At 31.4% G+C, this 13,001-nt stretch carries 13 protein-coding genes and 1 tRNA gene; 11 read left to right on the top strand and 3 right to left on the bottom strand.

Translation table 11 applies throughout. From position 1 onward, the window contains the following. Positions 1 to 30: 30 nt before the first annotated feature. The 7 genes from thrS to HUW60_RS02955 all read left to right on the top strand — a co-directional run bounded on the left by thrS (position 31) and on the right by HUW60_RS02955 (position 7,143). Positions 31 to 1,941, top strand: a complete 1,911-nt coding sequence (gene thrS, locus HUW60_RS02985; protein WP_190600067.1) for a threonine--tRNA ligase — start codon at positions 31 to 33, stop codon at positions 1,939 to 1,941. Further along, positions 1,917 to 2,450 carry a translation initiation factor IF-3 gene (infC, locus tag HUW60_RS02980; protein WP_190600873.1) on the top strand — a complete coding sequence of 178 codons (534 nt, stop codon included), beginning with the start codon at positions 1,917 to 1,919 and terminating at the stop codon, positions 2,448 to 2,450. Before thrS ends, infC begins: the two co-directional genes overlap by 25 nt. Before the next feature lie 54 nt (positions 2,451 to 2,504). Next, the gene (rpmI, locus tag HUW60_RS02975; RefSeq protein WP_011929978.1) at positions 2,505 to 2,702 is read left to right on the top strand and encodes a 50S ribosomal protein L35; all 198 of its coding nucleotides are present in this window, start codon (positions 2,505 to 2,507) and stop codon (positions 2,700 to 2,702) included. Between the two features lie 12 nt (positions 2,703 to 2,714). Beyond that, a complete protein-coding gene (rplT, locus tag HUW60_RS02970; RefSeq protein ID WP_190600066.1) occupies positions 2,715 to 3,074 on the top strand; it encodes a 50S ribosomal protein L20 in 360 nt (119 codons plus the stop codon). Between the two features lie 375 nt (positions 3,075 to 3,449). After that, positions 3,450 to 4,463: a phenylalanine--tRNA ligase subunit alpha gene (pheS, locus tag HUW60_RS02965; RefSeq protein ID WP_190600065.1), complete on the top strand. Its 1,014-nt coding sequence runs from the start codon at positions 3,450 to 3,452 to the stop codon at positions 4,461 to 4,463. After that, positions 4,460 to 6,826, top strand: coding sequence for a phenylalanine--tRNA ligase subunit beta (pheT, locus tag HUW60_RS02960; protein ID WP_190600064.1), 2,367 nt, complete (start codon positions 4,460 to 4,462; stop codon positions 6,824 to 6,826). The genes pheS and pheT overlap by 4 nt, the downstream gene beginning before the upstream one ends. Next, entirely contained in the window at positions 6,826 to 7,143 is a 318-nt protein-coding gene (locus HUW60_RS02955; RefSeq protein ID WP_190600063.1) for an integration host factor subunit alpha, read from the top strand. Before pheT ends, HUW60_RS02955 begins: the two co-directional genes overlap by 1 nt. Positions 7,144 to 7,218: 75 nt before the next feature. Here the strand turns inward: HUW60_RS02955 and HUW60_RS02950 are convergent, their stop codons facing one another. Beyond that, complete coding sequence (locus HUW60_RS02950) at positions 7,219 to 7,686, bottom strand: hypothetical protein (protein WP_190600062.1); 468 nt, start codon at positions 7,684 to 7,686, stop codon at positions 7,219 to 7,221. Between the two features lie 315 nt (positions 7,687 to 8,001). On the opposite strand from HUW60_RS02950, the gene msrA reads away from it, so the two are divergent. From msrA to glyA, 4 genes are all read left to right on the top strand, one after another. Beyond that, complete coding sequence (gene msrA / locus HUW60_RS02945; protein ID WP_190600061.1) at positions 8,002 to 8,493, top strand: peptide-methionine (S)-S-oxide reductase MsrA; 492 nt, start codon at positions 8,002 to 8,004, stop codon at positions 8,491 to 8,493. Further along, a complete protein-coding gene (locus HUW60_RS02940; RefSeq protein ID WP_190600060.1) occupies positions 8,490 to 9,236 on the top strand; it encodes a HesA/MoeB/ThiF family protein in 747 nt (248 codons plus the stop codon). Before msrA ends, HUW60_RS02940 begins: the two co-directional genes overlap by 4 nt. Then, positions 9,227 to 9,300, top strand: a tRNA-Pro gene (locus tag HUW60_RS02935). Before HUW60_RS02940 ends, HUW60_RS02935 begins: the two co-directional genes overlap by 10 nt. 509 nt (positions 9,301 to 9,809) lie before the next feature. Further along, positions 9,810 to 11,069, top strand: a complete 1,260-nt coding sequence (gene glyA, locus HUW60_RS02930) for a serine hydroxymethyltransferase (RefSeq protein ID WP_190600059.1) — start codon at positions 9,810 to 9,812, stop codon at positions 11,067 to 11,069. A 21-nt stretch (positions 11,070 to 11,090) separates the two neighbouring features. Here glyA and cobO read toward each other — a convergent pair whose 3' ends face one another. Next, positions 11,091 to 11,684, bottom strand: coding sequence for a cob(I)yrinic acid a,c-diamide adenosyltransferase (cobO, locus tag HUW60_RS02925; protein WP_190600058.1), 594 nt, complete (start codon positions 11,682 to 11,684; stop codon positions 11,091 to 11,093). Positions 11,685 to 11,690: 6 nt separating this feature from the next. Continuing rightward, on the bottom strand, positions 11,691 to 12,260 hold the full coding sequence (locus HUW60_RS02920; protein ID WP_190600057.1) for a hypothetical protein: 570 nt from the start codon (positions 12,258 to 12,260) through the stop codon (positions 11,691 to 11,693). Positions 12,261 to 13,001: the final 741 nt, after the last annotated feature.

The raw sequence follows: 13,001 nt of genomic DNA, 5'->3' as shown, positions 1-13,001 counted from the left end.
TTTTTTATTTTTTAGATTTATATTCTTGTAATGCCAATTATTACTCTGCCAGATGGAACCCAAAAAATATTTGAACAAGTAGTTAGTGTTGAGCAAGTAGCAAAGTCTATAGGTTTGGTTAAAGCTGCATTAGCTGGTGAGGTTGATGGCGAATTGGTTAGTACTTCGTTTTTAATTAAAACGGATGCTAATCTTGCGATTATTACGACAAATGATGATCAAGGGCTTGAGATTATTCGCCATTCTACAGCGCATTTATTGGCACAAGCTACTCAGATGCTGTATCCAGATGCACAGGTGACGATTGGTCCTGTAATTGACAATGGCTTTTATTATGATTTTGCTTATAAAAATGGCTTTTTAGAAGCTGATTTAATTAAGATTGAAAAGAATATGCACAAATTGGTTAAGCAAAATCTTAAGATTGAAAGATTTGAAATGAGTCGTGATGAGACATTACAGTTTTTTAAAGATAAGGGCGAGTATTACAAGGTTCAAATTATTGAGTCAATTCCTGCTAATCAAATACTATCTTTGTATAAGCAAGGCGATTTTATTGACCTTTGTCGTGGACCGCATGTACCTTCAACTGCTAAACTTAAGAACTTTAAGTTGATGAAATTGGCGGGTGCTTATTGGCGTGGTGATTCTAGTAATGAAATGTTACAGCGTGTGTATGGTACGGCTTGGGGAAATGAACAAGATTTAAAAGTATATTTACATAAGTTAGAAGAAGTTGCGAGACGAGATCATCGTAAAATTGGAAAATCTCAAGATCTATTCCACATAGAAGAAGAGACTCCTGGTATGGTTTTTTGGCATGCCAAGGGTTGGATCTTATATCAATTGGTTGAACAATATATGCGTGGTATTTTCAGAGATAATGGTTATCAAGAGGTACATACACCACAATTAATTGATAAAAGTCTTTGGGAAAAGTCAGGGCATTGGGATAAATTTGGTGATGCTATGTTTACCACCAATAGTGGTGATCGTTATTATGTAGTGAAACCTATGAATTGTCCTGCACACATTCAAATTTATAATCAAGGTTTAAAGTCTTATCGTGATTTACCGTTACGTCTAGCAGAGTTTGGCTCATGCCATCGTAATGAACCTTCAGGTACATTACATGGTATTATGCGTGTGCGTAATTTTGTACAAGATGATGGGCATATTTTTTGTACACCTGAACAAATTCAAGGTGAGGTCTTAACTTTTATTGATTTAACATTTAATGTCTATAAATATTTTGGATTTGAAAATATTAATATCAAGTTATCTACTCGACCTGAAAAGCGGGTTGGTTCTAATGAAATCTGGGATAAATCTGAGATAGCATTGGCAGAAGCGTTAAATGCTAAGAATATTGTATGGGAGTTACAAGAAGGAGAAGGTGCATTTTACGGTCCTAAAATTGAATTTATATTAAAGGATTGTTTAGATAGGCAGTGGCAATGTGGCACCTTGCAGGTTGATTTTTCTATGCCAAAACGTTTAGGTGCACAATTTGTTGATGAAAATAGTGTAAAGCAAACTCCAGTTATATTGCATCGTGCCATTATGGGTTCATTAGAACGATTTTTAGGTATTTTAATTGAACATTATGAGGGTGCGTACCCTTGTTGGCTATCACCTATTCAGGCGGTTATTATCAATATTTCTGAAAAACAAGCAAATTTTATTGTAGATATTGTTAAAAAGTTAAAAAAACAAGGACTTAGAGTTATTTCAGACTTGCGAAATGAGAAGGTAAGCTTTAAAATACGCGAGCATTCACTACAACGTTATCCTTATATTTTAGTGGTTGGTAATCGTGAAATGGAGAAAGGTCAAGTTTCAGTACGACAACGTGGTGGAAAGGATTTAGGTGCAATGAGCGTTGGAACGTTTATAAAAAAAGTAAACCAGGAGACATTATTAAAAAACCAAATAAAGTAAAAACTCGAATTAATGACGCCATTAGGGTAACAAAAGTTCGATTAATTGACGCTAAAGGCTCGCAGATTGGTATCGTTAGTACTGATATTGCGAAGCAAGAAGCAATTCAGTCTGATCTAGATTTAGTAGAAGTTTCTCCTAATGCCAAACCGCCTGTTTGTAAAATTATGGATTTTGGTAAGTTTCTTTATGAATTAAAGCAACAAAGGAAAGAAGCTAAAAAGAAACAAAAGAGGAATACAGTTAAAACTATTAAATATCGTCCAGGTACCGAAGAGAGTGATTATCAAATTAAATTTAGAAATGTAGTCAAGTTCCTAGATAATGGGGATAAAGTTAAAGTTGGTATTTGGTTTCGTGGTCGTGAGATGCAACATAAGGAATTAGGCATGAAAATGCTAGATAGAATAGAGAAAGATACAGAAGATTTTGCTAATGTTGAACAAAAGGCAAAAATGGAAGGTCGTCAGCTTGGCATGATGCTGGCACCTAAATCAAAGAAAAAGTAAGACTAAAAAGTCTTACAATACAAAAGCTTGATAGGGCTAAAAAAGGAGTAAATAATGCCGAAATTAAAAACTAATAAAGGCGCTGCAAAGCGCTTCAAAAAAACTGCCAGTGGTGGTTATAAATGTAAACACTCTCATTTACGTCATATTTTGACTAAAAAGAGTACTTCTAGAAAACGTAGTTTGCGCGCACCAGACTCTATTGAGAAAGTAGATATTCCAATGGTTCGTAAAATGTTACCGTATAGTTAAAGAGTATAAAAAATGGCAAGAGTATCAAGAGGTGTGCAAGCGCACGCTAAACATAAAAAAATTTTAAAGAAAGCTAAGGGTTATTATGGCGCTCGTTCAAAAGTGTATCGTATTGCTAAACAGGCTATTATTAAAGCAGGACAATATGCATATCGGGATCGTCGTCAAAGACGACGTCAATTTCGCAGACTTTGGATTGTGCGTATTAATGCTGAAGCGCGTAATAATGGTTTAAGTTATTCAAGAATGATTGATGGTATGAGTAAAGCAGGAATTAAAATTGACCGTAAAGTTTTATCAGATATTGCTATTTTTGATAAAGTAGCATTTGCAAAAATTGTAGACCAAGTAAAACTTGCTTTATCTGTATAATATTAATATAACAATAAGAACTAGATGTAGAATATATTATGGATAGTATTATTTGTTTTATTTTATCGTCTTGTCAGTTATAAATTAACTCAAGATAAAAAATTAAAAATAAGTATTCTTATTTTGGAACTGATCAATTATTTAGTATGCTAGCAAGGAAGGGTGTATTACTTCTAGTAAGGCTATTAAATTATCAGTTTATCAAGCTATAGGAGGGACTATACTGCTATTGGTATAACTTTAGATGTTATTATTGTGGTAAGTGCAGTATGATGATAGAGATAAAGTATCTACTGTTTTATATACGGACTGTTGAAGGAAATTCAACTGGTAGGTAAATAGTGCACTTGATATGTCAATAATTTGGTTAGTGATTTGATAGATGCTATTCTTGGTAGAGCTAAAATCTCTATTGAAAAAATACAGAACCTACAAGAACTTGAAGATTTAAGAGTTAGTTTTTTAGGTAAAAAAGGTGAGGTAACTTTTTTGTTAAAAAACCTGGGAAAGCTTTCAAAAGAGCAACGTCCTAAAATGGGAGAGGCTATAAATCAGGTGAAAGTTAACATACAAACGTTATTAACTGATAAAAAAAATTATCTAGAACTTGTTGTATTAGAAAAACGCTTATTAGCAGAAAAAATTGACGTATCTTTGCCAGGTAGACATGCTGAAATGGGTGGTCTACACCCAATCACAATAACGCTTAATCGTATTCAGTCCATATTTATAAAAAATGGATTTGAAATAGTTATAGGCCCTGAAATAGAAGATGATTTTCATAATTTTACCGCACTTAACATTCCTAAACATCATCCAGCTCGTACCATGCATGATACGTTTTATATTGATAAAAAAACGGTATTAAGAACTCACACCTCACCTGTTCAAATTCGCACACTAGAAAAACAAAATCCACCAGTGCGTATTATTACATCTGGTCGGGTTTACCGTTTTGATTCAGACATTACACATACCCCTATGTTTCATCAAATCGAAGGTTTAATTGTTGATAAACATGCAAATTTTGCGCAACTTAAGGGTTTATTAATTGATTTATTGCGTACTTACTTTGAAAAAGAAGTATTGAAAGTACGTTTTCGTCCTTCATATTTTCCATTCACTGAGCCGTCTGCAGAAGCTGATATTGAATGTGTTATGTGTGCTGGAGCAGGCTGTCGAGTTTGTAAAAAGACGGGTTGGCTTGAAGTATTAGGGTGTGGTGTTGTTCATCCTAATGTGTTGTCATCAGTCAATATTGACCCAGATGTCTATACTGGGTTAGCATTTGGGATAGGAATCGAACGTTTGTCAATGTTGCGTTATAGTGTGAATGATTTGCGCCTTTTTTTTGAAAATGATAATCGTTTTTTGAGGCAATTTAGATGAATATCTTGTCAAATTGGTTACGTGAGTGGGTAAATCCAAACGTATCTGATAGAATATTAGTAGAGTATTTAACCATGGTAGGACTTGAGGTCAATAGTATTACACCTATTGTACTAGCTTTTAAAGGTGTTGTAGTGGTAGGTAATGTCGTATCTTATAATAAACATCCTTATGCTGATAAATTAAATTTGTGTCAAGTAGATGTAGGTGAAGAAAAAAATTTACAAATTATTTGTAGTGCTGAGAATATTCGTTCAGGATTGAAAGTGATTGTCGCTATGGTTGGCTCTCAGTTACTAAATGGTTTAGAGGTTAAAATAGTCAACCTTCGAGGTGTTAAGTCATTTGGTATAATTTGCTCAGAATTTGAATTAGGTATGTCTGATTTATCACAAGGTATTGTTGAGCTTGAAGATAATGCACCTATTGGAAAAGATATTAGGGAATATTTAAACTTTGATAATTATATAATTGAATTAAATATTACACCTAATCGTGGTGATTGTTTTTCAGTTCTAGGCATTGCCCGCGAAGTGAGTGCTAATTATAATTTGGCTTTTAATTTACCAGTATTTGAAACGCTTGCACAAGGTGATTGTGCCATTAGTACTAGTGTTGTTGATACGAAAGCCTGCCCAAAGTATTTAACAAGAAGTATTGAGAATATCGATAATACAGTTAAAACACCTAAGTGGATGGCTGATAAATTAGTATATTCTGGTCAACAGCTTCATACACCTGTGGTGGATATTATAAACTTTGTTTTATTAGAGTTAGGTCAACCAATGCATGCATTTGATTTATCAAAGTTAAAAGGTAATATTGAAGTTAGAATGGCAAAATGTGATGAACATATTGAATTATTGAACGGAACTACGATAAAGCTAAAGGAAGATATTTTGGTCGTTGCTGATAGTAATTTGGTGCTTTCTATTGCAGGGGTTATGGGTAACATGTCAAGTTCTACTCAAAATAATTCTACTAACATATTGTTAGAAAGTGCTTTTTTTGAATTGGTATCTATTTCAGGAAATGCTAGAAGCTATGGTTTGCATACTGATTCATCCTTACGTTTTGAGCGTGGTGTGGATTTTAATATGACCGAGTTGGCAATGGATCGTGCTACACAACTTATTGTTAAAATTTGTGGTGGTCAAGCAAGTAAAATTAGCGCCTGTATTGATAAAAGTGCATTACCAAAACTGAAACCAATAACCATTAATCAAGAGAAAATTAAAAATATTTTAGGTCTTGAGTTAGATGCAAAATGGATTGAGCAAAAATTTACTAATCTTGGGTTTGAAATATCACAACAAACCAATAATTCATGGACTATTATTCCACCAAGTTTTAGATTTGATATTCGTATTCCTGCTGATTTAATTGAAGAATTGGCAAGGCTTTATGGTTATGATAATTTACCTGTACAAAAATTGTCTTTAGAAGCCAATATTAATTCTTCTTCAGAAGTTGATATTAATCAATATGATATTACTCAAAGCTTGGTTAATCGCGGTTATCAAGAGATTATTACTTATAGCTTTATTTCTGAAAAATATCAGAATTTAATCAGTCCAGACGCAAGAAAAATTAGACTTTCAAATCCAATTTCAGTTGATATGTCAATCATGCGCTCATCGCTTATACCAGGTTTGTTACAAACAGTAGAATCTAATCAAAGGCGAAAGCATACAGATGCTAGGTTTTTTGAGATTGGTTTATGTTTTGATGGCATTGAAGTAGATGAACAATCTAATAAGTTAGCCGCTATTGTGACAGGTAATCGTTTTTCTGCACAGTGGGCAGCGAATTTACAGTCCTTAGATTTTTTTGATATTAAGGCTGATTTGGAATCACTATTAGTGTTAACAGGTTCTGAATTTTATTTTGAATCAGAAGAACATACAGCTTTGCAAAAAGGACAAACAGCTAAAATTATATTAAATGGTGAGCAAGTAGGTTGGATAGGTGCATTATCACCGATTGTTCAAAAACAGTTATCATTACCTGACTGTTATTTATTTGAAATTGATTTAGCCAGTATAAAATCACGTAATATCGTTAAATATAAAGTATTTTCATCATATCAACAATCTAGGCGTGACATTGCTTTAGTACTCGATGATGTTGTACCTGTAGCTAAATTAATTCAAAGTGTTAAGGCTATGCAGCAGCAGTATTTTATTGATGTTATCTTGTTTGATGTTTATATAGGTGAGGGTATTAAATTAGGGAAGAAAAGCGTTGCACTTAGTTTAATTTATCAATCACTAGAGGGGACACTGACAGAAGCACAACTGAATATTAAAGTTGATGAAGTTTTGGCATTGATGCACACTAAATATTCAGCTATTCTCAGATAATGTCAGTTACCAAAAAAGATATTGCTAACGTATTAGTAAAAAGCTTGAACATAACTCATGTTCAAGCATTATCAATCACGCATGATTTTTTTGATCAAATAAAACAAACATTAGCTTCTGGAGAGTCAGTAAAACTATCTAGTTTTGGTAATTTTATCATAAGAGAGAAATCTTCTAGAGTAGGTAGAAACCCTAAGACTGGTGAAATAGTTGAAATTTCAGCTAGGAGAGTAGTAGTGTTTAAATCAGGACCAAAGCTTAAATTAGCTACTCAAAAAGATGAATACTCTTCAAACTATAGTATACTTTGTTATTAATTTGTAATAGTTGACAGTGTCAGTTATGGTATTAGGAATTCATCAATTTTATTACAGACTATTTAGAATTACTAACTAGTCTGTAATAGCCGACATAAATCCTTTTAATATTGGCATTATTTTGTCAATAATTTCTTGATTTTTAACAGTATTATTAATATGACCTTTAATGGTTTTTTTTGTTTTTTGTAGGGTTGTATTGTAATTGTTATCAAATTCAAAATTTATAAAATAAAAACCTTTGGTTTTGTCTCTAGATCTAATCGATAAAAAGTCAGTTTCCCAAGAAAGTTCTACTTGATAGGCTTTACTTGTATTTGTTGTATCTTTTTGTAGTAAAATAAAGGTTGAGCCAATATGAAAAATAAAATGATTTGCATTGCAATTTGATGCAGGCTTTATACTTAATTTGCCATTATTTAGCGCATTGGCAATTTGTTTAAGCTGAAGGTTATTAAGTTGAATATATTTTGCATCTAAATATTCTTCAATATTAGCATCTGGATGGTTGTTTTTTAAAAATTTAACAAGTCTTTTAAGCATGTCTTTAATATTTGATTATAATTTATTATTATAATCAAAAATAATGAGTCATTCTCGCCAAGCATATTTATTTTAGTTTTTATTAAAATTTATAGGAATTACTTTTTTGTGGTTAAATCTATTTTTCACTTATATTTTTTATTATTTCGTATAATTTATGCTACACATAGTATTTAGTTATAATATTACTTATATATTGCTTAGTAATAAAATTACCAATATTATTAAGTCTTATAATAATGTCTAAGAATATACTTTATTTTTTGCTTTTGTTAAGTTGCGAATTATTTTAATTCATAAAATGGAAAATTATACATGCAAACTGCCTACTTTTCTGGTGGATGTTTTTGGTGTGTTGAAGCAATTTTTCAACGCATTGAGGGGATTATTAAACTCACTTCTGGTTATTGTAATGGGAATACGAGTAATCCCACTTATCAAGATATTTGTTTAGGAGTAACTGGACATGCTGAGGTAGTCAAAATAGAGTTTGACGAGTTTAAAATATCTTTTAAAGCATTGTTAGATGTTTTCTTTGAAATTCATGATCCCACCACATTAAACCAACAAGGCAATGACTGTGGTACTCAATATCGTTCTGCTATTTTTTATATCAATAATAAACAACAATTCCAAGCAATTAATATGATTAATCTTATGAGTAATAATATTGTAACTCAGGTTACAAAACTAGACTGTTTTTATCCAGCTGAAGATTATCATCAAAATTATTTTAATAACAACTTATCAAAACCCTATTGTCAAATGCTAATCAAACCTAAATTAGATAAATACTTTAGCCAATGAACGATCAAGAATTACTTAGATATTCTCGCCAAATATTATTACCTCAAATCAGCATTAAAGGGCAACAAGTTCTAAAAGATTCTACGTTATTACTAATTGGTATGGGTGGTTTAGGTTCGCCCAGTGCATTATATTTAGCCTCTGCTGGTATTGGACATTTAATTATTGCTGATTCTGATAAAGTTGAATTATCAAACTTACAACGGCAAATTATTCATTTCACAGATGATATTGGTAGAACAAAAGTAAATTCTGCCAAAGATAAGATACTTGCTATTAATCCTAATATAAAAGTTACTACGATTGGAAAACTAAGTCAAAATAATCTGAATTATTGGGTAGCTAAAGTTGATGTAGTTTTAGATGGCACAGATAATTTTGATATTCGATTTAAAATTAACAAATCTTGCGTAATGCAAAGAACGCCACTTGTATCAGCAGCAGTCATTCGTTTTGAGGGACAGTTATCTGTATTTCAAGGCTATAACCAAACAAAACCTTGCTATCAGTGTTTATATTCAATTGAAGGAAATTCTGATGATAATTGTACCAGAAATGGCATATTATCACCTGTTACAGGAATAATTGGCTCATTACAAGCTTTGCAAGCTATTAAAGTTTTGTTAAATTTAGGTGAACAATTAGTGGGAAAATTAATGTTAATTGATACCTTAGATCTTTCTTTTAAAAAAATTAAAATAAATAAAGACGAATCTTGTAAAATTTGTTCTCACGGGGTGTAGCGCAGTATGGTAGCGTACCACACTGGGGGTGTGGTGGTCACAGGTTCAAATCCTGTCGTCCCGATAAATTCAAAAAATAGTGTGAATAAATATAGACTTAGTGGGTTATTTATTTTAGATGTAAGTGCTCGTATTAGCGATTAACTTTATATAGTCTAATATAGTGATGATACTTATGTTAAATAATTAATTATTTTTGGTTTTCAAAATTCTATTTCGTATACTAAGTTTGTTCTGTTGTTTGTTAGCATGAAGTTTGCAAAAAAAAATATGAGTAGAATATAATACCTTATTGGTAATAATTGATATCTTTCCTTCTATATTACTTTTTTGATTTTATTATTAATGATAAAAAGTGTTTGCCATGTTGGTTAAATATCTACTAAATAATTAGTTATTAGTACATTGTGCTTAGTATTTTCTTTGACCCCTAAATCATATGTTTTATATGATATTAACTAATAAATAATTGCATTTAGAATCTGAATTTAAGAATAATTATTTATTCTTTATTTATGTTTGTGTATTAAAATAAACTGTTTCAGTTCTAAACATTATATTATAAGGAAAATTATGTTCGATAAATCTCAAACATTAGCTAAAGTAGATTCTGAAATCTATAAAGCGATTGTTTTGGAAGAGGCTAGACAAGAAACACAGATTGAGCTGATTGCCAGTGAAAATTATACTTCATCTGCAGTGATGGAGGCGCAAGGTTCACAACTGACTAATAAGTATGCTGAAGGATACCCTTGTAAACGTTATTATGATGGGTGTGAATATGTTGACATAATTGAACAAATAGCGATTGATCGTGCCAAAATATTATTTGGTGCGGATTATGCGAATGTCCAGCCGCATTCTGGTTCTCAGGCGAATGCTGCGGTTTTTCAAGCGTTGTTAGTACCTGGAGATACAATTTTAGGCATGAGTTTAGCACATGGTGGACATTTAACACATGGTGCTACGCCTTCGTTTTCTGGTAAAAATTTTAATTCTATTCAATATGGTTTGAATCAAAAAACGGGTAAGATTGATTATAAGCAAGTTGAAATCTTAGCAAAAAGGTATAAGCCTAAAATGATTATTGCTGGTTTTTCAGCGTATTCACGTATGGTTGATTGGCAACGTTTTAGACAAATTGCAGATAGTGTTTGTGCTTATTTAATGGTTGATATGGCGCATGTTGCTGGTTTGATTGCAACTGGTGAATATCCATCACCAGTTGCAATTGCTGATGTAACCACTACAACTACGCATAAAACACTTCGTGGCCCCAGGGGTGGGTTAATTTTAGCCAAGTCTAACAAGACAATGGAAAAGAAACTTAATGCTGCTATTTTCCCTGGTATCCAGGGTGGCCCACTTATGCATGTTATTGCTGCTAAAGCAGTGAGTTTTAAAGAAGCTATGAGTGATGAATACAAGACTTATCAGAAACAAGTAAAGATTAATGCACAAGTGATGGCTAATACATTTATTAAACGTGGATTCGATGTAGTTTCAGGTGGTACGGATAATCATTTATTCCTAGTAAGTTTTATTGATCAAGGATTAACAGGTAAAGCAGTGGGTACTGCTTTACATAGTGCGTATATTACGGTTAATATGAATGCAGTTCCAAACGACCCAAATCCTCCTTTTGTAACTAGTGGTATTCGTATAGGTACGCCATCGGTGACAACACGTGGATTCAATAAAATTGATTGTTCTGATTTAGCATCTTGGATGTGCGATATTTGTGATGATTTAGGGAATCAAGAAGTGATTTATAAGGTTAGAGGAAAAGTCGTTAGTCTTTGTGCTAAATATCCAGTTTATTTAGATGGCTAATTTTAATTTAATATGTTTTTATTAAAGTTCTATGCCTTTTTGGGCTTTAATATTTGCTCTAAAAGCGTGTTTAATGTCTTTAATTTCACTTACTGTATCGGCAAGTTCAATTAATTTTTGAGAGGCAACTCTACCAGTAATTATTACGTGTTGTTGTTTAGGGCGATTGTTTAAAGTGTTGATAATTTGTACTTCATAAAGATATTGGTAACTAATCATATAAGTAAGTTCGTCAAGTACAACCAAATTAATTGAATCATCGTTTAAATATTGTTCGGCTTTGCTCCAAGTTTCCTGTGCCATATCTGTATCAAATGCTTTGTCTTGCGTGTCCCAAGTAAAACCTGTTTTCATATGTGTGGTTTGTACGTTAGGTTGTTTGGCTAAGAACATGTCTTCACCTGTGATTTGTGATCCTTTTAAAAATTTAGCAATGGCAACTTTCATATTATAACCTAATGCACGACAAACCATTCCCAGTGCGGATGATGATTTACCTTTTCCGTTACCTGTTAAAATAATAATAATACCTTTGTCAATATTAGCTTGTTTTATGCGAGTATTAATATAAAATTTTTTACGTTTCATGCGAGCTTTATATTGATTTTCTACCACGAACCTTTAATCTTTCCGTGTTGAGAAAGAATGTATTATTAAGTAGCGATGATTGAGTGTAAAAATACTATAAATAGCAATCATCCAATATAATATCAATGGAATCTCAATAATTGACCAATGAGCAATGTATAAGCTAAATTCTCTCCAAAATGATGTGGTAAATGCAAAGTAACTAGCGGTAGCAATAAACCATTGAGTAATTGAAGCAATAATAATGATTAATGCGTTCTTAATAATATTATGGTCAATTTTAAGTGTTGTTAGGTATTTTCCTACCCAAAAAATACCATAATAAGTAAGTAGTAAAATACTATAAGCAGGAGTAATACAATTTGCACTGACACCTTTGTGGATAATTGCATAATTATCAATAGCAATGGCGCTTATAATAATCACTATTGCTGTCCAAAATGTACGTAAATAAACACCTGCAATAAATAAAGCAGGAATAGTAAAATCTGGCAGGTGAATAATTGATGACTGCCAGTTCGTATTACCACGAGTGATAATTATTAAAATAACCATAATAAAAATAGCAAAGATAGTCTTTGTTTTGTGGATTTTATTTATCATATTTTTATATCCTGTGAATGTACTTTATTATAGCAAATTGGTAAAGATAAAATCATTGTGTTTTATGATTGCACCTTTTTAAGGTTAATTAGTTGGTTAAATTTTTGTGTAGTCATGTACAAAAGTATAGAGATTGTTATTTTTTCCATAGTAATCAGTTTTATTTAGTAATATATTTAATAGTGTTTTAATAAAATTATATTCTGTAAGATTATTGGATAGTTATTTAGTATAAATACAAGTTATTTTGACTCTAATACCAATATTAATATTAATTACAGTATTAGAAATTTTTTTATTGTGTATTGTTATACATTTAAATCTCTGATTGATTATGGTAAGAATCCCAACAAGATCAATATTTGGGTTCTATTTAAGCAAATACAGGATATAATAACTGTCTTTACTTTGAAGGTTCGTATTGGATTCGATAGCTAATATCAAATTTATTGTACTATCTAGTTGTTGGTTAAAACCATTTATAACTATAACTGTACAATTTTTGTTTAATACATTTTTAATTTATTAATTATAATGATAATTGGTTATTAGGTCAACCAGCGTATATTTTTTAAGCCTTAATTTACTTATACCTAAATTAGATGACTTATTAATTACTTGTAGGTATAACTCAAATTGAGTGTATTGCTTATTATATCGTTAAATTAGTTATATTTTTTGATCTTCTAAATTATTGTGTATTGTTATTGTTTACTACACTTTTGACGTAAGTATGATCAA

The sequence above is a fragment of the Candidatus Vesicomyosocius sp. SY067_SCS001 genome, from assembly GCF_014706615.1.
Lineage (GTDB): Bacteria > Pseudomonadota > Gammaproteobacteria > PS1 > Pseudothioglobaceae > Ruthia.
This window is presented reverse-complemented; position numbering and strand designations above follow the sequence as displayed.